The 20,020-nt window shown below is 32.5% G+C and carries 18 protein-coding genes; 7 read left to right on the top strand and 11 right to left on the bottom strand.

The genetic code is table 11. The annotated features are described in order from the left end of the window. Nucleotides 1-41: 41 nt before the first annotated feature. The 7 genes from murD to mraZ all read right to left on the bottom strand — a co-directional run bounded on the left by murD (nt 42) and on the right by mraZ (nt 7,896). Nucleotides 42-1,379: a UDP-N-acetylmuramoyl-L-alanine--D-glutamate ligase gene (murD, locus tag ACFS5M_RS04760; protein ID WP_183486327.1), complete on the bottom strand. Its 1,338-nt coding sequence runs from the start codon at nt 1,377-1,379 to the stop codon at nt 42-44. A 79-nt stretch (nt 1,380-1,458) separates the two neighbouring features. After that, nucleotides 1,459-2,700, bottom strand: coding sequence for a phospho-N-acetylmuramoyl-pentapeptide-transferase (gene mraY, locus ACFS5M_RS04755; RefSeq protein WP_183486325.1), 1,242 nt, complete (start codon nt 2,698-2,700; stop codon nt 1,459-1,461). Between the two features lies 1 nt (nt 2,701). Further along, a complete protein-coding gene (locus tag ACFS5M_RS04750; protein ID WP_183486323.1) occupies nt 2,702-4,165 on the bottom strand; it encodes a UDP-N-acetylmuramoyl-L-alanyl-D-glutamate--2,6-diaminopimelate ligase in 1,464 nt (487 codons plus the stop codon). Beyond that, nucleotides 4,162-6,123, bottom strand: coding sequence for a penicillin-binding protein (locus ACFS5M_RS04745; protein WP_183487272.1), 1,962 nt, complete (start codon nt 6,121-6,123; stop codon nt 4,162-4,164). The genes ACFS5M_RS04750 and ACFS5M_RS04745 overlap by 4 nt, the downstream gene beginning before the upstream one ends. Before the next feature lie 60 nt (nt 6,124-6,183). After that, complete coding sequence (locus ACFS5M_RS04740; RefSeq protein WP_183486321.1) at nt 6,184-6,501, bottom strand: FtsL-like putative cell division protein; 318 nt, start codon at nt 6,499-6,501, stop codon at nt 6,184-6,186. A 41-nt stretch (nt 6,502-6,542) separates the two neighbouring features. Beyond that, the gene (rsmH, locus tag ACFS5M_RS04735; protein WP_183486319.1) at nt 6,543-7,439 is read right to left on the bottom strand and encodes a 16S rRNA (cytosine(1402)-N(4))-methyltransferase RsmH; all 897 of its coding nucleotides are present in this window, start codon (nt 7,437-7,439) and stop codon (nt 6,543-6,545) included. Continuing rightward, complete coding sequence (mraZ, locus tag ACFS5M_RS04730; protein WP_183486317.1) at nt 7,426-7,896, bottom strand: division/cell wall cluster transcriptional repressor MraZ; 471 nt, start codon at nt 7,894-7,896, stop codon at nt 7,426-7,428. Before mraZ ends, rsmH begins: the two co-directional genes overlap by 14 nt. 295 nt (nt 7,897-8,191) lie before the next feature. Here mraZ and ACFS5M_RS04725 point away from each other — a divergent pair, with 295 nt between their 5' ends. After that, nucleotides 8,192-8,956 carry an alpha/beta fold hydrolase gene (locus tag ACFS5M_RS04725; protein ID WP_183486315.1) on the top strand — a complete coding sequence of 255 codons (765 nt, stop codon included), beginning with the start codon at nt 8,192-8,194 and terminating at the stop codon, nt 8,954-8,956. A 10-nt stretch (nt 8,957-8,966) separates the two neighbouring features. After that, a complete protein-coding gene (yihA, locus tag ACFS5M_RS04720; RefSeq protein ID WP_183487270.1) occupies nt 8,967-9,572 on the top strand; it encodes a ribosome biogenesis GTP-binding protein YihA/YsxC in 606 nt (201 codons plus the stop codon). Here yihA and ACFS5M_RS04715 read toward each other — a convergent pair. Continuing rightward, a complete protein-coding gene (locus ACFS5M_RS04715; protein ID WP_183486314.1) occupies nt 9,569-10,663 on the bottom strand; it encodes an ABC transporter permease in 1,095 nt (364 codons plus the stop codon). The genes yihA and ACFS5M_RS04715 overlap by 4 nt on opposite strands. Before the next feature lie 8 nt (nt 10,664-10,671). Further along, complete coding sequence (locus ACFS5M_RS04710) at nt 10,672-12,792, bottom strand: carboxy terminal-processing peptidase (protein ID WP_183486312.1); 2,121 nt, start codon at nt 12,790-12,792, stop codon at nt 10,672-10,674. A gap of 209 nt (nt 12,793-13,001) precedes the next feature. Here ACFS5M_RS04710 and surE point away from each other — a divergent pair, with 209 nt between their 5' ends. Genes surE through ACFS5M_RS04685 form a run of 5 tightly spaced genes read left to right on the top strand, consistent with a single transcriptional unit; the run spans nt 13,002 to nt 17,785 of the window. Continuing rightward, on the top strand, nt 13,002-13,778 hold the full coding sequence (gene surE / locus ACFS5M_RS04705; RefSeq protein ID WP_183486310.1) for a 5'/3'-nucleotidase SurE: 777 nt from the start codon (nt 13,002-13,004) through the stop codon (nt 13,776-13,778). Then, nucleotides 13,771-14,055, top strand: coding sequence for a hypothetical protein (locus ACFS5M_RS04700; RefSeq protein WP_183486308.1), 285 nt, complete (start codon nt 13,771-13,773; stop codon nt 14,053-14,055). Before surE ends, ACFS5M_RS04700 begins: the two co-directional genes overlap by 8 nt. A 4-nt stretch (nt 14,056-14,059) precedes the next feature. Continuing rightward, nucleotides 14,060-15,175 carry a lipid-A-disaccharide synthase gene (gene lpxB / locus ACFS5M_RS04695; protein WP_183486306.1) on the top strand — a complete coding sequence of 372 codons (1,116 nt, stop codon included), beginning with the start codon at nt 14,060-14,062 and terminating at the stop codon, nt 15,173-15,175. Between the two features lie 8 nt (nt 15,176-15,183). Next, nucleotides 15,184-15,708 (top strand): C40 family peptidase, encoded by a 525-nt coding sequence (locus ACFS5M_RS04690; protein WP_183486305.1) that lies wholly within the window; start codon nt 15,184-15,186, stop codon nt 15,706-15,708. A 43-nt stretch (nt 15,709-15,751) separates the two neighbouring features. After that, on the top strand, nt 15,752-17,785 hold the full coding sequence (locus ACFS5M_RS04685; protein WP_183486304.1) for a ComEC/Rec2 family competence protein: 2,034 nt from the start codon (nt 15,752-15,754) through the stop codon (nt 17,783-17,785). 5 nt (nt 17,786-17,790) lie between these two features. On the opposite strand, the gene ACFS5M_RS04680 is transcribed toward ACFS5M_RS04685, so the two are convergent. Both ACFS5M_RS04680 and ACFS5M_RS04675 read right to left on the bottom strand, forming a co-directional pair. Continuing rightward, nucleotides 17,791-18,339, bottom strand: coding sequence for a thioredoxin family protein (locus ACFS5M_RS04680; RefSeq protein ID WP_183486302.1), 549 nt, complete (start codon nt 18,337-18,339; stop codon nt 17,791-17,793). An 85-nt stretch (nt 18,340-18,424) separates the two neighbouring features. Further along, entirely contained in the window at nt 18,425-20,014 is a 1,590-nt protein-coding gene (locus ACFS5M_RS04675; RefSeq protein ID WP_183486300.1) for a peptide MFS transporter, read from the bottom strand. Nucleotides 20,015-20,020 lie beyond the last annotated feature (6 nt).

Raw genomic sequence — 20,020 nt, 5'->3', positions numbered from 1 at the left:
TTTGTGTTTTTAATGGCATCGCTCGAGGCCATCTTTACTTTTTATAAATTTCTTACAGCGTCTTTAAATTGTCTACCTCTGTCTTCATAGTTTTCGAATAAATCAAAACTTGCACAAGCAGGAGAAAGCAAAACATTATCGCCTGCATCTGCTATTTTGTAAGCAATTTTTATTGCTTCACTCATAAATTGTGTTTCAACTATAACATCAACCATATTCACGAAAGTGCTTAGCAACTTTTCATTATCGACTCCTAAGCAAATAATGGCTTTGACTTTTTCGTTAACAAAAGGAAAAAGCTCCTTATAGTCATTCCCTTTATCTACACCACCAACAATCCAAATGGTTGGTGCGTCCATACTTTCTAAAGCATAATAAGTCGCATTGACATTAGTTGCTTTTGAATCGTTTATGTATTGCACTTTATTAATTTTCAATACATGTTCCAAACGATGCTCTACACCTTGGAAATTTTCTAAACTTTCTCGAATCGTTTGCTTTCTAATTTTTAGCAAATGAGCCACTGTTGAAGCAGCCATTGCATTTTTAATGTTATGTTTACCTTCTAATGCTAGATTGGATGTTGACATGTTGATCTGGTTGTTATCTATTGTTATTATTATGTTTTCTTTATCTAAATACGCGCCGTTTTCGATAACTTTTGTTAATGAAAATGGCAATAATGTGGATTGAACTGGATGTGATTTTAACCAATTAGTGATGACGTCGTCATCTGCATCATAAATCAAAAAATCATCTTTCGTTTGATTCATAGCAATTCTGAATTTTGAAGCGATATAATTTTCAAATTGATAATCATATCGATCTAAATGGTCTGGTGTGATATTAGTGATTATGGCAATTTTTGGTTTAAAATTGATGATTCCATCTAACTGAAAACTGCTAATCTCCAACACGTAATTTTCAAAACCTTCTTCAATAATCTGCTTAGCAAAACTGTCGCCAATATTTCCAGCTAAACCAACATTTAACACCTGTTTTAAAAGGTGATGTGTTAGTGAAGCTGTTGTCGTTTTACCATTGCTACCAGTTATACCAATTAATGTTGCCTTAGTATACTGTGCCGCAAATTCAATTTCAGAAATTACAGGAATGCCCTTTTTTATCAATTGCTGAACAATAGCAACTGCATCAGGAATTCCTGGGCTTTTCATTACAACATTGGCATTCAGAATTTTTGATTCTGTATGCTGATTGTCTTCCCATTCAATCTCATTATGTATAAGAACTTCTTTATATTTCTCTTTTATTGTTCCTTTATCTGAAACAAAAACATCATAGCCTTTATCTTTTCCTAAAAGCGCTGTACCTACACCACTTTCTCCTCCTCCTAATATGACTAACCTCTGCTTCTTCATTATTTTGTCATTCTATATTTTGTTATAGAATCTTACTTTCATTTATATGGATTCCGCATCAAGTGCGGAATGACAAACGCTATCTTATTTTTAGTGTCACTATAGAAAGTATTGCTAGCAGAATTCCGACAATCCAGAACCTTGTAACAATTTTACTTTCATGATATCCTGACTTTTGATAATGATGATGTAAAGGCGACATTTTAAAAATACGTCGTCCTTCACCATATTTTTTTCTTGTATATTTAAACCAACTCACTTGCATAACCACCGAGAGGTTTTCGGCTAAAAAGATGCCACATAACACAGGAATAAGCCATTCTTTTCTTACTGCAATAGCAATTACTGCGATAATTCCTCCAATAGTTAAGCTTCCTGTATCTCCCATAAACACTTGAGCTGGATACGAATTGTACCACAAAAACCCAATAAGCGCTCCAACAAATGCTGCGATATAAATAGTGATTTCTTCAATTCTTGGTATGAACATGATATTCAGGTAATCTGAAAACACAATATGACCAGACACAAAAGCGAATATGCCTAAAGTGAGGACTATAATTGCTGACGTTCCTGCGGCGAGACCATCTATACCATCGGTTAAATTTGCGCCATTTGACACCGCTGTAATAATGAATATAGATGCTAGAATGAAAATTAGCCAAGCGTATTTAGACCATTCAGGGTTTATCCAAGTGATTAAATCTGCATAATCAAATTCATTTCCTTTTACAAAAGGAATTGTTGTTTTAGTAGATTGCTCTTCCGCTTGAAAAAACTTTGAAGGTAAAGCATTAGGGTTTTCAGCTAAAATCTCTTGTTGTTGAGCGATAGGAAGCTTTTCTTTAATGGTTACATTAGGACTGAAATATAACGTTGCTCCAACAATAATCCCTAAACCAACTTGGCCTAACACTTTAAATCGGCCTTTTAAACCTTCCTTATCATTTTTAAATTTTTTAATATAATCGTCAATAAAACCAATAGTTCCCATCCATAATGTGGTAACTATTAATAGGATGATATAAATATTTTCAAGTTTAGCGAGTAGTAAAACTGGGATTAACGTCGCCATAATAATAATGATTCCACCCATAGTAGGCGTTCCAGCTTTTTCTGCTTGTCCATCAAGCCCTAAATCTCTAATGGTCTCACCAACTTGTTGTTTTTGTAAAAAGCGTATGATACGTTTTCCAAATATTGTAGAAAACAACAGAGATAAGATAATAGCAACAGCAGCTCTAAAGGTAATGAACCCAAAAAGAGATGCTCCTGGAAATTGGTATTGTTGTTCTAAATATTCAAATAAATAATACAGCATACTACTTTTGTAATTGTTTTAAAAATTCTTGTACCGTTTTATAATCATCAAAATCATGGCGTTCCCCATTAACTTCCTGATAGGTTTCGTGGCCTTTTCCAGCTATTAAAATGATATCGTTTGGACCTGCTAACTGGCAAGCTGTTTTAATAGCTTGTTTCCTGTCGACAATAGACATTGTTTTTTTATAGTTTATTGGATCTACACCTTTTTCTATCTCTGAAATTATCATTTCAGGAACCTCGCTACGAGGATTATCACTTGTAAAAATGACTTTAGTGCTTAATGCTGAAGCAATATTGCCCATTTTTGGTCTTTTGGTTTTATCACGATCACCACCACAACCAACCACAGTTATAAGTTCTTCATTTTTGGTGCGAATACTATTAATTGTTTCTAAGACATTTTTTAAGGCATCAGGTGTATGAGCATAATCAATAATTGCAGTAATTTTTTCGTCAGATATAAGGTATTGAAAGCGACCACTTACACTTTCTAAGCCGCTTATTAATCTTAAAGTTTCTACTTTTTCTAAGCCTAATAAATCTGCTGTTGCATAAATAGCTAACACATTGTAAGCATTGAAATTTCCAATTAATCGCGTCCAAACTTCAGCGTTATTAATTTTAAGTAATAAACCACTAAATTGATTTTCTAAAATTTGCGCTTTATAATCTGCATAATTTTTTAAAGCATAAGTAAACTTTCTTGCCTTAGTGTTTTGAAGCATCACTAAGCCATTTTTATCATCAACATTTACAAGTGCAAATGACTCACGTGGCAGCTTATCAAAAAACGATTTTTTAACATCTCTATACTCATCAAATGTATCGTGATAATCCAGATGGTCATGAGATAAATTGGTAAATATTCCACCTTCAAAATAAAGAGCTTCTGTTCTGTTTTGATGAATGCCATGAGAGCTTACTTCCATAAAGCAAAACTCAACACCTTCGTCATTCATTTCCTTTAAATAGCGATTAATAGTTAGTGAATCTGGAGTAGTATGCGTCGCTTTATACTCTAAATCGTTAACCATTATTTTTACGGTAGACAGCAAGCCTACTTTATAACCAGCATCTTTAAATAACTGATATAAAAGTGTTGCTATTGTAGTCTTTCCATTAGTTCCTGTAACACCAACAAGTTTTAAATTTTTAGAAGGCGAGTCATAATAATTAGATGCCATGATAGCTAATGCTTTAGTCGTATCATTGACTTGAACGTAAGTTACTTTAGGGTTAAGGTTATGAGGTAGTTTTTCACAAACCACAACCATAGCACCTTGTTTAATGGCTAAGTTGATAAAATCATGTCCATCTACAGCAGTTCCTTTAATCGCAACAAACGCGTCATTAATAGCAATTTTACGTGAATCGAAATCGATGTTTCTAATAAACACGTTAGTACTACCAACTACGGCATTGATATTTACAGTATATAATATGTCTTTAAAATCTATCACGATGCTTCTAAAAGAATAGTTTGTTTGTTTTTAAGTTTTGTATTTTTATCGATGGATTGTTTTTTAACAACACCTGTCCCAGTAATTTTCACCTCAATATCTACATCCATATTTTCTAATAATGAAAGAGCATCCATAGCAGGCAAGCCGACAACATTTGGCATAATCGTTTTAAACGTTTGCGCAGTATTGTAATAGCTTTCAAATTCATTTTCTACTGAAGCATTTACAACTTCCAAAGAATGCACCTCATCAATGATTGGTGTATCTGTAAATATTTTTTGAGCAATTCTTTTAAACACAGGACCAGTAACATCTGCACCATAATAACCAACCTTAGTACTTGGTTTATGAATAATAACGATGCATGAATACTTTGGTTTTTCAGCAGGAAAATATCCTGCAAAAGACGAGATGTATTTGCGGTCTTTTTCCCATTCTTCACTATTACTGTAGTCTGTTCTGGCTGTTCCTGTTTTTCCTGCCATTGAGAAAGTTTTAGAATAAAGCTTCTTTCCAGTACCTCGAACCACAATGTTTTTTAAAATATCTTTTATCTCAAGTAAAGTTTTATCAGTACAAATCTTATCAACCAGCACTTCTTTTTCAAAGGTTTCTATCTCTTTATCAAACTCTTTAACAGCTCTTAAAAAGCGAGGTTTTACTAATTCACCATTATTTGCAATGGCATTGTAAAACGCCAAAGTTTGCAGAGGTGTTAACTGAAGATTGTAACCATAAGCCATAGATGGCAATGCATTTTTACTCCAAATTTCATCTCCAGGTTTAGGAATTACAGGATGACCTTCTCCCATTATTGAAACTCCAAGCGGTTGATCTAATCGCCACTTTTTTAATCTATTGATGAATTTTTCAGGTGTTTTAGAATAATGTTCATCAATAATTGAAGCCAGTCCTATATTAGAAGACACCTCAAGTGCTCGTGCTGCTGAAATCTTTCCATAACCACCTCGATGCGAATCATTAATATCTCTACCATAAAATCTTTTCTTTCCATTTTGAGTATCAACAATAGTAGACGTATCAATAACTTTATCTTCTAAAGCTGCCATTAGAGCCATCACTTTAAACGTAGAGCCAGGCTCATGAGATTCCCAAACGGCATAGTTTCGCTTTTCATAATATTTCCCCGATTCACTTTTAGCAAGGTTAGATATCGCTCTTATTTCGCCTGTTTCAACTTCCATTACAACAACACAACCATGTTCGGCTTCGTACATTTCCAGTTGTTTCAGTAATGCATGATGTGCAATATCTTGAACATTCACATCAATAGTGGTATAGACGTCATAGCCATCTTTTGGTTCAACTTGATTGTAATCTACAATAGGTTTCCATTGGCCTTTTCCTATTTTTTGTTTTAAACGCTTACCATCTTTCCCTCTTAAATATTTCACTCCAAAAGCGCCATCTATACCTGCTCTTGTCACATTGCCTTTATCGTCAAAACGCTCATAACCAATGGATCTTTCTGCAATTCCACCCATTGGGTGTTCTCGTTTTGTAGTTTGCTCAACAATTAAACCGCCTTTATAGGCGCCTAATTTTAACATTGGAAAATTTCGAAATTTGATATAATCGGAGTAACCAATGTTACGAGCTAACAAATAGTATCTGTTTTTATTCGCTCTTGCTTTACGTAATTCTTTTTGATAATAAGATGATGTTTTTCCTGTATGTTTAGCTAGTGCATCACTTAATGGTTTTAAGTTTTCTTCAAAGGTTTTTGATGAAGGCGTCAAGGCATCAATTCTAATATCATATTTAGGAATTGAAGTAGCAAGCAGGTTTCCGTTTACAGAATATACATTACCACGATTTGCAGGAATAGGAATTTCCTTAATGGTTCGTTTATGTGCTATATCTCTATATTTATCGCCTTGAATAAACTGAATACTTAACAATTTAAACACGACTGCTAGAGCGAAGATGAACATACATCCTGCTATAAAATACAATCGATTTAATATGTTCTTCTCGCTTACTGCCAAGGTGAACTAGTTTTGTGATTTAACTTTAATTTTTTGTGGCGGAATTTCTGAAATCGCAATTCCTTTTTCTGCCATTATATTTTCTAAAAAAGATTCTTTTTTGAGTTTCATGAGCCTGCCTCGACCATCTATCATGGCAGACCTTAATTCTTTCACTTCATTATTGAGCTTTGCAATTTCATGTACTTTTTTATCTGCACTATGAGAACTTGCAATCATTACAATAGCTAAACCAGAAATGAACAAAATCATTCTCCAGTTTTTAAAAGCATCGTCACTAACGAGAAACTTTCCTTTTAATATGCTATAGATGTTTTTTTTCATTTTTATTTATGTGATTTCTAAAATCTTTAAATCACAAATTTTTACAGTTTTTCAGCAATTCGAAGCTTTGCACTTCTAGCTCTATTGTTTTTACTTATTTCTTCTTTACTTGGAACTATTAGCCCATTTACTTTCTTTAAAGGCACTTCAAAATTTCCGAATACATCACGTTCTGGCTCACCTTCAAACAGTCCGTTTCTTATAAAACGTTTCACCAACCTATCTTCTAGAGAGTGATATGATATAAAACTTAAACGTCCAGACGGTTTCAATACGTCTGGAGTTTGTGTTAAAAATTCCTTTAAAGCTTCAATTTCCTGATTCACTTCTATACGAATGGCTTGATAAATTTGAGCTAAAACTTTATTTTCTTTTTTATGTTGCAAAAAGCGTTTTAAAACAGTTTTTAATTGTTCGCTCGTTTTTATAATTTCATTTGCTCTATGTTCTACTATCACTCTTGCCATTGCTGGCGCTTGTCTTAATTCACCATATTGCCACAAGACTTGTCTTAATTGTTCTTCATCATATTCATTAACCACATGATATGCGGACAACTTACTTTGTTGATTCATTCGCATATCTAAATCGGCTTCAAATCGAGTTGAAAAACCGCGTTCAGCAACATCAAATTGATGAGATGACACGCCAAAATCGGCTAGAATACCATCAACTTGCTTAACACCATAGAATCTCAAAAAGCGTTTTACATATCTAAAATTCTCATGTATTAATGTAAATCGCTCATCATCAATTGCATTTTTAAGAGCATCTTGATCTTGGTCAAAGGCATACAATTTCCCATTAGTACCAAGTCGTTTTAATATTTCTTTACTATGTCCACCACCACCGAAAGTAACATCAACATAAACACCATTTTCTATAATGTTTAAGCCATCAACGGTTTCTTTCAGCAAAACTGGATTATGATATTCCATCGTCAATATCGTCTTGTCCCATAACCTCTTCAGCTAAATCAGCAAAATCTACGGTTGCATCATCTATAGCTTGCTCGTACTTATCTTTATCCCAAATTTCAATAATGTTAACAGCCGAAGACACTACGATGTCTTTTGAAATATTGGCGAAAACCACTAAATCTTTAGGGATTAATAAACGTCCTGTTGCGTCGACTTCAATCATTTTTACACCAGCCGTGAAACGCCTTATGAAATCATTATTCTTCTTTTTAAAACGATTAAGCTTATTCACTTTACTCATTAAAGCTTGCCACTCACTCATTGGATACAACTCTAAACACGATTGAAAAACCGCACGCTTCAATACAAATCCGTTTTGCAGCACAGGAGACAACTGTTTTTTTAGAGCAGCAGGAAGCATAAGCCTTCCTTTGGCATCTACTTTACATTCGTATGTTCCTATTAATGAGTTCACTGTGATTTATTACTTCTTGAACGTTTAAGCTTCAAATATATTGAAAAATATACCACATTTTACCACATTTTACCACTTTGTTAATAAATTTTCGATTAAAAGATGATTAATATCGATTTTAAAAAGGCTTAAAAAATGTTAATCACTCAATATCAATAGATTACATTAAATCAAGATTTTCAATAAAGCATTGTTAACATCTCATTTAAGAAAGTCCTTAGGGACTTTTAATTTTAATCACTATAATATGAATGAATTACCTATATTTGTTTTTAAAGAAATGACTAATTAATACATGGCTCATCGCTTAAAAAAAGAAAAGAATTACAACTACATTGAGGTTGGTGAAGGCACACCAATTATTGTACTCCATGGTCTTATGGGAGGCTTGAGTAATTTTGATGCCGTTACCAATTACTTTAGCGAGAAAGGCTATAAAGTACTTATTCCTGAACTTCCTATTTACAGCATGTCTTTACTTAAAACGAACGTGAAAAGTTTTGCAAAATACTTGCATGACTTTATAGAGTTTAAAGGATTTAAGGAAGTTATTTTATTAGGTAATTCGCTTGGAGGTCATATTGGCTTATACCATACAAAGCTTTACCCAGAAAAAGTAAAAGCTTTAGTAATAACTGGTAGTTCTGGCTTGTATGAAAGTGCCATGGGTGGAGGTTATACCAAACGAAGCGATTATGAGGTCATTAAAAAGAAAGCTCAAGATGTTTTTTATGATCCTGCAGTGGCGACCAAAGAAATAGTAGATGAAGTTTATGAAACGGTAAACGATAGAAATAAACTTATAAAAACACTTGCCATTGCCAAAAGTGCTATTAGGCATAATATGGCAAAGGATTTACCTAAAATGACAACACCTACTTGTATTATTTGGGGGAAAAATGATAATGTTACACCTCCAGAAGTAGCTGATGAGTTCAACAGCTTGCTTCCTGATTCTGATTTATTTTGGATAGATAAGTGTGGCCATGCTGCAATGATGGAACATCCAGATGAATTTAATTCGATATTAGACACATGGTTGACTAAACGCAATATGTAATTTCTTGATGATGAAAATTAAGTCTGCAGAGTTTGTTGTAAGTAATTCTGATGTTTCAAAATGTCCTAAAAACAGCATCCCTGAATATGCTTTTATAGGCAGAAGTAATGTTGGCAAATCGTCTCTAATAAACATGTTGACGAGTCGAAAAAGCTTAGCAAAAACTTCAGGAAGACCTGGGAAAACACAACTCATAAACCATTTTATCATTAATGACAATTGGTATTTGGTTGATTTACCAGGCTATGGTTATGCACGAGTTTCTAAAACTTCAAAAAAAACATTTCAAAAATTTATAACGCAATACTTTGCTTTACGCGAGCAACTTGTTTCTGCATTTGTCCTTGTAGATATAAGGCACAATCCTCAACCAATTGACTTAGAATTTATGCAATGGTTGGGAGAACATGGAATTCCTTTTTCAATCATTTTCACTAAAGCTGATAAACTAAAACCAAAAGCTATTGACAATCATATTGAAAGCTATAAGAATGTACTGCTTGAAACTTGGGAAGAAATGCCAAATTATTTTATCACCTCATCATCTAAAAATATTGGCAAAGAAGATGTATTAGAATATATTGATTCTTTAAACTCTAACATGATATTAGATTAAGTCTTGACATCTAGTGCATCACGAAGTGCATTACCAATAAGCATAAAAGCCATTACTAAAGTCATAATACACAATCCAGGAATTAAAGCTAAATAAGGTTTTCCTAAAATAATGTAATTGTAATGATCCTTAATCATAGCACCCCAACTTGCCATAGGTGGCTGTGCACCAATCCCTAAAAAACTTAAACCACTTTCTATTAAAATTGCAGCTGCAAAATTAGCTGCAGAAATAACGATAACTGGAGCCATAATATTAGGTAAGATGTGTCTAGTAATAATTCTAAAATGATTAAACCCTAAAGCTTTAGCAGCTGTAATATATTGCATTTCTTTTGCGCTAATGATTTGTCCTCGAACCACTCTAGCAACTTCAACCCACATTGTTAAACCAACAGCAATAAAAACTTGCCAAAACCCTTTTCCAAGAGCCAAGGTAATAGCTATAACTAACAATAGAGTTGGAATAGACCAAGTAACATTAATTATCCACATTATAAGAGCGTCTATTTTTCCGCCAAAATAACCAGCCACGCTACCCATGAAAATACCTATTACCAAAGAGATAAAAACTGCTACAAAACCAATAAAAAATGAGATTCTAGCGCCTACCAAAATTCTACTTAAAAGATCTCGTCCATATTTATCTGTCCCAAAGAGAAATTTATTTTCTGAAATTAAAGCTCTTATTTCCTCTTCATTTAGTGTCTGAAATTCAACAGTTTTTGTAACGCCTTCCAATCCATCTGAAGCATATTCGGTATAATTTAAACTTTTATTTTCAACATTAAAATTAGAAATTGGAATTTCGGTTGTCGTATTTTTTTTTCCAAAGAATAATTGATTAAAAAAAGACTGTTCGCTTTTAATAGGAGAAGGTAAGCTTAACATTTGCACTTTAAACCCTGGTTTTTTTGAGTGAATTGACAAATGCATTTGATTTGCATATTGCGAGTTATCTGGAGCAAAAGCATAAGCAAAAACAGAAACGAACCCAATAACTATTATAAACCAAAAACTAAAAACGCCCCAAAAATTACTTTTAAATTTTTGGAGCGCTAAAGCACTTAATGAGTTGGTTTTACGACTCATAAATTTATTTAATCTTTAACAGTAGTTGCTACTTTTTTAATAGCATAACTCATTTTCAAGTCTTCTAAAACATTTAAAGCTTCCTCAATATAGACATCTTGACTAAGGCTTTGATGCCAACGTGTGCGTTTTTCTTTTAAAATTGTATCTGTTTCAAAAAGAGCTTTTTCATAAGGTAAAGATTCAAAAGTTAAACTTGTTTGATAATCTGATATGATATCAAAGCGTTTAGCTTCTTCTTCGTTTAAGTCTAACTTCTGCTTATATTTTTCATAGTTTAAAGAAAGTATATTTTCATCCATTCTCTCTTTTACCCATTTTGCATTTTCTTCAATTAATTTAAGTTGTTTATTATTACTCATGCGCTCTTGGCTATTTTTAATTGTTTTATCATAATCAAAATAACTATCCCAAAACGCATAATCTACAGCTTCAATCTTATCCCAAGGCAATGGATTTTCTTGATCTTTTTCGCCAACATCAATAAAGCTATAACGATCTGGAACGATCACGTCACTTTTAACTCCTTCTAATTGTGTTGAGCCACCATTGATTCTATAGAACTTTTGAGTGGTTAATTTTAAAGCCCCTAAATCTCCATTAGAATTATTACGCACCATTCTATTTAAGTCTAAGACATTCTGAACGGTTCCTTTTCCATAGGTTTGTTTGCTTCCAATAATAATAGCGCGTTTATAATCTTGCATCGCTGCAGCTAAAATTTCTGATGCTGATGCAGATAACTCATTTACTAAAATAACCAAAGGACCATCCCAAATTATAGATTTATCTTTATCTTTTAATACTTCTTTAGGCTCTCCTGTTGATCTTACCTGAACTACAGGACCATCTTTAATAAAAAGTCCAGCCATATCAACAACTGTTTGAAGCGATCCTCCACCATTATTACGAAGGTCTAACACTAAGCCTTCCATACCTTCAGCTTTTAAACGCTCGATTTCTTTTTTAATATCACTTGCTGCATTTCTTTTTCTATAATCTTCAAAGTCAACATAAAATTTAGGGAGATTAATAACACCAAAGCGTTTGTCATTTTTGTTAACTACAGATGATTTCGCATAGGTTTCTTCAAGTTCAACCAAATCTCGAGTGATGGTAATATCTTCGACCATACCATCTACTTTTTTTATCGTGAGTATAACCTTAGTCCCTTTAGGTCCTTTTATAAGTTTAATGGCGTCATCTAAACGCATCCCAACGATGTTTACAGGCTCTAATTCATCTTCTTGACGTACTTTCATGATAATATCACCAACTTCTAGTTCGTTTCCTCTCCAAGCTGGACCTCCAGAAATAAGTTCAACAATTTTAGTATTGTCCATTCGTTTTTGTAGTCTTGCTCCTATACCTTCTAATTTACCAGACATTAATTGGTCAAAACGATCTTTGTCTTCTGGAGCAAAATAAAATGTATGAGGATCGAATTCTTCAACAATTGCATTTACATACATAGAGAACCAATCTTTACGTTGCATATCATCTACGTAGTCGTTATAATACATGTTTATTGACTTCAATGTTTCTTCACGAGCTTCTTCTTCTAATTGTTTTAATGATTTCTTTTCTGTTTCGCTTTTTTCATTTTCAGAAACTAATTCATCATAATTTGAAATGGTAGAAAATTTAAGTTGCTTTCTCCAGCGTTCTTTAAGTTGTTTTTTATTCTTCAGATACTCCATCTCCTTATAATCTGTATTATAAGATTCATCGATACTATAATCAAAAGGATGTTTTAATATGTCTTTATAAATATCTTTAGATTCTTCAATACGCTTTAATAATCTTTCATGAGTCAAATTAAAAAAAGCGATGTCATATTCTTTTAGTTGGTCATCTAACAAGGTTTCAAACTTCTGAAATTCTTCAATATCTGATTTATGAAAATAACGCTTTAAAGGGTCTAATTGTTCTAGGTAATCTGCATAAACTCCAGCAGAAAACTCATCATTCATTTCTTTTGGATCAAAATGCCCACGTTCTAAAACATAAGTTATCACTTGTACTAATAACTTGTCCTTGTCAGGATCATCAAATGTTTTGCTTGTAAAACTACACGATGCAAAAGCGAGTAAAAGCAATAGAATTAATACATTATATTTTCTTTTCATCTGTTCTTTTATTATTTATTATTATCACCTATCATATCCATTTAACACTATGCAATGATTCAAGATTATGACTTCATGCGAATTGACTAATTTAAAGAAAAAACCGTGCCAATGAAAATCATTTGATACTAATTTTTTGTTAAACTGAGTAAATTAATAATTTACTTAATAAAATATGTATTTTAGCAGTGCTGAAAACCTTCAAAAACATGCCAAAAAAACCGCTTATATTAGTCACCAATGATGATGGTATAACTGCACCTGGAATAAGAGCACTTATACAAACCATGAATACCATAGGTGATGTTGTTGTTGTTGCGCCAGACAGCCCACAAAGTGGAATGGGACATGCGATAACCTTAGACTCTACTCTATATTTAGAGCGAGTTTATATTGATGAAGGCAAACAAATAGAATACAATTGCTCTGGCACGCCTGCAGATTGTGTTAAACTCGCTATTAGCGAGATTTTAGACCGCAGACCTGACTTATGTGTTTCAGGGATTAACCATGGCTCAAACTCTTCTATAAATGTAATTTATTCTGGGACTATGAGCGCTGCTCTTGAAGCTGGAATTGAAGGCATTCCTTCTATTGGGTTTTCATTATTAGATTATAATTGGAACGCTAATTTTGAAGCTGCCCAATATTTCGCCAAAACAATAGTCCAAAATGTATTAAAAAACGGTTTAGCATCTGGCGTAGTATTAAATGTGAATTTCCCAAAACTTGAGCAAAAAGACATTAAAGGCGTAAGAATTTGTAGGCAGGCAAAAGCAAATTGGGTTGAAGAATTTGACAAACGCATTAGTCCTCAAGGCAAGGCTTATTATTGGCTTACAGGAAAATTTGTAAATTTAGACCATGGCGAAGACACAGACGAATGGGCTTTAGATAATGGTTATGTTTCTATTGTTCCTGTTCAATTTGACTTAACAGCACATTATTGCATACAAAACTTAAATACTTGGAATTTTAATGACTAGAAAAGAAACTATAATTGGGTTAATTGTTGGGTTAATTACTAACGGAATTGGTTTGTTTTTAGCTGCGCATTTTTTAGGAAAAGGTGATGGCTTTATACAAGTTATTAAAACAGCAAATGCTCAAGGTTTTATCGGAAAACTTATAAGTCTTGGAGCTATTTTAAACCTTATTGCTTTTTTTTATTTTTTAAGAAAAAAACAAGATGCACGCGCACGAGGTGTACTTATTGCAACTATTTTAATTGCAGTATTAACCTTTGCTTTTAAATTTTTATAATTAAATGAAGTATTACATCATTGCTGGAGAAGCTTCAGGTGATTTACACGGCTCAAATTTAATGAAAGCATTACAAGTAGAAGATGTTAATGCTGACTTTAGATTTTGGGGAGGAGATTTGATGCTTCAAGTCAGTAATACTTTAGTAAAACATTATAGAGATTTAGCATTCATGGGGTTTCTTGAAGTTGTCATGAATTTAAGAACAATCACTAGAAACTTAACATTTTGCAAAAAAGATATTGAAGTCTATAATCCAGATGTTATTATTTTTATTGACTATCCAGGCTTTAATCTTCGAATTGCTAAATGGGCAAAATTAAAAGGTTACAAAACACATTATTATATTTCTCCTCAAATTTGGGCATGGAAAGAAAATAGAATTAAAGCTATAAAACGTGATGTAGATGAAATGTATGTTATTCTTCCTTTTGAAAAAAAATTCTATGAAGAAAAACACAACTACCCAATTCATTTTGTTGGTCATCCTTTAATTGATGCTATTGCAAACAGAACTCAAGTTGATGAATATACTTTTAGAGCAGAACATGAATTAGATGACAAACCCATTATTGCATTATTACCAGGAAGCAGAAAGCAAGAAATTAAAAAAATGCTTTCTGTCATGTTAAGTGTGGTTTCTAATTATCCTAATTATCAGTTTGTCATTGCTGGTGCACCTAGTCAAGATTACAGTTTTTACGAGCAGTTTATAAGCAATCAAAACGTTCATTTTATTTCTAATAAGACTTATGATTTACTAAGTGTTTCATTTGCCGCTTTAGTGACATCAGGTACAGCAACTTTAGAGACTGCTTTATTTAAAGTTCCACAAGTTGTTTGCTATAAAGGAAGCTGGCTATCCTATCAAATTGGTAAACGTGTTGTAAATTTAGATTTTATTTCTTTGGTGAATTTGATTATGAATAAAGAAGTGGTTACGGAGTTAATTCAAAATGATTTCAATACCAAACGATTACAAAAAGAATTAGATCACATCCTTGATGAATATGAACGCACTAAATATTTTATTGCGTATTATGAACTTGAAAAAAAACTTGGTGGAAAAGGTGCGAGTAAAAAAACAGCTAAACTTATATTTGATGCTATAAATACTTAAATATCTTTATGAAAAAAATTGCCCTCTTTCTTATATTGTTAGTTTCTATTTCTTCCTGTAAGTCTTCTAAAAGCAAGCGTATTACAACTAAAAAAACACGTATAACCAAAACCACAACCAATTCCTCAGCACCTCAACCATCAAGCAGCAAAAGCATATCGAATATAGTTGATTATGCCAAAACCTTTGAAGGTGTACGTTACAAGTATGGTGGGACAACAAAAAAGGGAATGGATTGCTCAGGATTAGTCTATACTTCTTTTAAAAAAGAGCATATAAATTTACCAAGAACTACTAAAGATTTAGCTAAAACAGGCGACTGGGTTGACTTAAAGCGAGTACAAGAAGGTGATTTACTATTCTTTGCAACAAAAAAAAATAGTCGGTCTGTAAATCATGTTGGTATTGTCACAACATCAAGAACAGGTTATGTTGAGTTTATTCATGCTTCTACCAGCAAAGGAGTTATGATTTCAAATCTTGCAGAGCGTTATTGGTATTTAGCTTATGTGCAGGCTAGACGCATTTTGTAGATTATTTTCTTTATAAATAGAGAATATTTACTATATTTATAATGTGAAACTTATTAATTTTACAATTATAAAATTATGTGCTTGTTTAATCGTTGGTATTCTAATAGCACAAACATTTTCTATTTCTACAGCGCTAATTAGTCTTATCGCTATTATATTATTAACAATTCTTAGTCTTTTATTATATGTTGCTAAAAAACAGTTTAACAAAACCATTTGGTTTGGTGTTACTACTTATATAACGACTATTTTTATTGGAATTACAAGTACAAACTTTCATAATCAAAAGCACTTTTCAAATCATTACACTCATAATTATTCTTTTAAAAATGATTCTGTTACACCAATTACTTTTAGAATTAAGAAGGTTTTAAAGTCTGGATTTTATCATGATAAATATATAATTGAGATTCTTCAAATTGCAAGTGAAAAAACTTCAGGTAAAGCCTTATTAAATATTCCGAAAGATCATTTAACAAAACCATTAAACGTTGATGCTATTTATAACACTAGTGAGCGTTTCACAGATATCAATTCGGCTTTAAACCCAAATCAATTTGATTATAAAGCGTATTTAGAAAAACAATATATTTATCATCAACTATTTGTTAGTCCCAAGACACTTTTCCACGTCAGTGACAACATTCATACACTTAATGGTTACGCAAATAAATTAAGAAACACCATTAACCAAAAGCTTCAACTTTATCATTTTAAATCTGATGAATTAGCGATTATTAACGCACTAATTTTAGGTCAGAGGCAAAATATAGATAAAGCCGTTTACACCAATTATATAAATGCAGGAGCTGTACATATTCTTGCTGTCTCTGGGTTACATATTGGAATTCTGTTACTCATTTTAAATGGTTTTTTCAAACCTCTAGAACGCTTAAAACATGGCAAGACCATAAAAATGGTATTAATAATACTATTGTTATGGTCATATGCTCTAATAGCTGGCGCATCTGCTTCCGTCATTAGAGCATCTACCATGTTTAGTATTGTTGCAATTGGTATGCATTTAAAGCGTCCTAGTAACATTTATAATACACTCGCTATTTCTGTATTTTTTATTTTACTTTTCAAGCCTTTATTTTTATTTGATGTTGGTTTTCAGCTAAGCTATTTAGCAGTACTTGCAATCGTTTCAATACAGCCAATACTATACAACATCTGGAAGCCAAAATTTTGGCTTCCAGATAAGCTATGGCAAATTCTAACAGTAACACTAGCAGCACAATTTGGTGTGTTACCTATAAGCTTCTTTTATTTTCATCAGTTTCCTGGGCTATTTTGGTTGTCAAATATTATTATTATTCCATTATTAGGATTAATTCTAACAACTGGTATTATTATCATTATCATGGCATCATTAAATATCTTACCACAACTATTAGCGGATTGTTTTGGGGAAGTTATTAGCTTAATGAATACTTTTTTTGGTTGGATTGCAAAACAAGATCAATTTATAATTAAAGATATTTCATTTAGTCTGCTTCATGTTTTTACTTCTTATTTTATCATAATAACTTTAATCAGTTTATACATAAACCGAAGCCACAAATCAATAATTGCTTTCTGTATTTCAATTATAAGTTTACAGGCAGCGTCTGTATATACCAAATATAAAAACAGTAATGATGCATTCATTATTTTTTACAAAAGCAGGCATACTGTAATTGCCCAAAAGCACCATAAGAGATTAGATATTTTTCATAATTTAGACACAATAAAATACAACGAAGTAGTCTCTGATTATTTAGTAGCAAATTATATTCATCACGTGACCGAAGATACTTTACAAGATCTATTTGTTTACAAAAACAAAACTATTTTCTTAGTTGATAGTTTAGGTGTTTATAATATTAAAACTATAAATCCAGATTATGTTTTACTTTACAATTCGCCTAAAATTAATTTAGAGCGGCTCATGGATTCACTACAACCAAAAGGCATCATTGCAGATGGTAGCAATTACAAATCCTATATAACACGATGGGAATCGTCTTGTAAAAAAAGAAAGCTCCCATTTTACCAAACTGGTAAAACGGGAGCTTTTATATTAAGTGACTAAACTAATTAGCTTTTAAACTCTGGTTTAAAGGCTAAATAGTAATCGCTAAATGCCTGCTGATCTGTTAATTCTTTATAATCATCTGTAGCAAACATCTTTAAATACAGTTCTATTTGATCAGGTTTTTGATAGCCTTTAATTGGAGCAATAACTTCGCCTTTTTCATCTAAATAAACAATGGTTGGATACGCAGTAATACCAAATAATCGTGTCAACTGATGTGCATTATTTCGTCTGCTAGCCTTGGCAGGGTCATAATTTGGATTTGTATATTCTTTGCCTCTAAACTTCACAATATCATTACCTTCTGCATTAAATTTAACGGCGTAATAATTTTTATTCACATAGTCAACAACATCCTTATTTTGGAACGTGTTTTTATCTAACATTTTACATGGTCCACACCAAACTGTGTACATGTCTATCATAATTTTTTTAGGCTTTTTCTTTTGAAGTTCCATGGCTTCTTCAAGAGTTACCCAATTTATTTTTTGAGCAGCAACAGTGCCTACTGTAAAAACTGCAAGTAAAAGTGTAAGTACTAAATTTTTCATACTTTATATAGTGTCAATTATTATTCCAAAATTACAAAAAAAATAAAAAACGCCTCATTGAGGCGTTTTTGTATATATTTTAACCTTATTTAATACCATGCATTTTTCTTTTAAGCATAGGATTTAACAACATCATTATTATCGCTGCTGCTATAGGTATAATTGTAAATATTAAGAAAAATGTGGATAGTCCATACTCTTCAGAAATTGGATCAATAAAACTTCCTGTAACACCTCCTAAAAGATTAGCGAAGAAATTAGCTGTGAACCAAATTCCAAACATTAAACTTACAAATTTAACAGGCGCTAGTTTACTAACATAAGATAATCCAACTGGTGACACACATAGTTCGCCCATAGTATGTAAGAAATACGCTCCAACTAAGAACATTAAACTCACAGAAGCTGTTTTAGCTCCATCAGGTATCCCAGCAGCACCATAAGCTAAAATTCCAAACCCTAGGCCTACTAATAACAGACCTATGGCAAACTTAACTGGTCCAGAAGGGTTTAATTTACTTTCCCATATTTTAGAGAAAACAGGCGCAAATAGAATAATAAATAAGGAGTTTAGAACCGAGAACCACGATGCTGGTACTTCGGTTGCATCTGATTGAAACTCTCTGTTTAACATCCAAATAACAATACCCCAAATAATAACAAAGCTTAAACCTAACAAGATACTTGCTAAACTAAATTTGCTAAACGTTTGTTTAAATAACATAACCAAAACCCAAGTAATAACCAACATTGGCACTACAGTAATAATAGTATTTACGATTTTAAATGTCATTGCTGCACTTCCTTCTAAAGCTCTATCTGTATAATCTGCTGCAAAAACGGTCATGGATCCACCAGCTTGTTCAAACGCCCACCAAAAGAACACTACAAATAAAGAAAATACTCCTATTACAATCATTCTATCTCTAACCACTTTAGAGCTTTCCGCTTCTTCAATTGCTTCTTTGATATCCTCTCCAATTTTTTCAACACCGTCTTCAATTACGTCATCAAAATCTTCTGCTTGTTTTGGAGTCAATCCAATTTTTCCAAATATTTTTTGAGTAAAGTAAAATTGCAACATCCCTAAGAACATAAAGATACCAGCAAGACCAAAGCCATAATGCCAACCAATATTTTCACCAATATAACCACATAGTAAAATACCTAAAAAGGCACCAGCGTTAATTCCCATATAGAATATGGTATATCCTCCATCTTTCTCTTTGCCTTGAGTCTTGTATAGTTGCCCAACCATTGATGAAATGTTTGGTTTAAAAAATCCATTCCCAATAATTAAAAAAGTTAGTCCAGCATAGAAAAACATAGATGTCATACCTTCTAATGCCATAGCTGCATGACCTAAAGTCATAATAAAAGCCCCTAGAACGACTGCTTTTCTATAACCCATAAATTTATCCGCAATAAATCCACCAATTATTGGTGTTAGATATACTAGTCCTGTATACCATCCATAAAGCACTAAGGCATCAGCTCTTGACCATTCCCAGCCTCCATCTAATACAGTTGATACTAAAAATAATACCAGCAATGCACGCATTCCATAATAAGAGAAGCGTTCCCACATTTCAGTAAAGAAGAGTACAAACAACCCTGAAGGATGTCCTAAAACTGTTTTTTGATTCTCTGCAGAACCTCCAAATTTAAATTCCATGTTTAT

The sequence above is a fragment of the Lacinutrix iliipiscaria genome (assembly GCF_042686125.1).
Classification (GTDB): Bacteria; Bacteroidota; Bacteroidia; order Flavobacteriales; family Flavobacteriaceae; genus Oceanihabitans; species Oceanihabitans iliipiscarium.
This window is presented reverse-complemented; position numbering and strand designations above follow the sequence as displayed.

Excerpts from the sequence above, each read along its gene's own strand:
- murD (WP_183486327.1), bottom strand. The coding sequence starts at position 1,379 with ATGAAGAAGCAGAGGTTAGTCATATTAGGAGGAGGAGAAAGTGGTGTA.
- mraY (WP_183486325.1), bottom strand. The coding sequence starts at position 2,700 with ATGCTGTATTATTTATTTGAATATTTAGAACAACAATACCAATTTCCA.
- ACFS5M_RS04745 (WP_183487272.1), bottom strand. The coding sequence starts at position 6,123 with ATGTTCATCTTCGCTCTAGCAGTCGTGTTTAAATTGTTAAGTATTCAG.
- ACFS5M_RS04740 (WP_183486321.1), bottom strand. The coding sequence starts at position 6,501 with ATGAAAAAAAACATCTATAGCATATTAAAAGGAAAGTTTCTCGTTAGT.
- rsmH (WP_183486319.1), bottom strand. The coding sequence starts at position 7,439 with ATGGAATATCATAATCCAGTTTTGCTGAAAGAAACCGTTGATGGCTTA.
- ACFS5M_RS04725 (WP_183486315.1), top strand. The coding sequence starts at position 8,192 with ATGGCTCATCGCTTAAAAAAAGAAAAGAATTACAACTACATTGAGGTT.
- yihA (WP_183487270.1), top strand. The coding sequence starts at position 8,967 with ATGAAAATTAAGTCTGCAGAGTTTGTTGTAAGTAATTCTGATGTTTCA.
- ACFS5M_RS04715 (WP_183486314.1), bottom strand. The coding sequence starts at position 10,663 with ATGAGTCGTAAAACCAACTCATTAAGTGCTTTAGCGCTCCAAAAATTT.
- ACFS5M_RS04710 (WP_183486312.1), bottom strand. The coding sequence starts at position 12,792 with ATGAAAAGAAAATATAATGTATTAATTCTATTGCTTTTACTCGCTTTT.
- surE (WP_183486310.1), top strand. The coding sequence starts at position 13,002 with ATGCCAAAAAAACCGCTTATATTAGTCACCAATGATGATGGTATAACT.
- ACFS5M_RS04700 (WP_183486308.1), top strand. The coding sequence starts at position 13,771 with ATGACTAGAAAAGAAACTATAATTGGGTTAATTGTTGGGTTAATTACT.
- lpxB (WP_183486306.1), top strand. The coding sequence starts at position 14,060 with ATGAAGTATTACATCATTGCTGGAGAAGCTTCAGGTGATTTACACGGC.
- ACFS5M_RS04690 (WP_183486305.1), top strand. The coding sequence starts at position 15,184 with ATGAAAAAAATTGCCCTCTTTCTTATATTGTTAGTTTCTATTTCTTCC.
- ACFS5M_RS04680 (WP_183486302.1), bottom strand. The coding sequence starts at position 18,339 with ATGAAAAATTTAGTACTTACACTTTTACTTGCAGTTTTTACAGTAGGC.
- ACFS5M_RS04675 (WP_183486300.1), bottom strand. The coding sequence starts at position 20,014 with ATGGAATTTAAATTTGGAGGTTCTGCAGAGAATCAAAAAACAGTTTTA.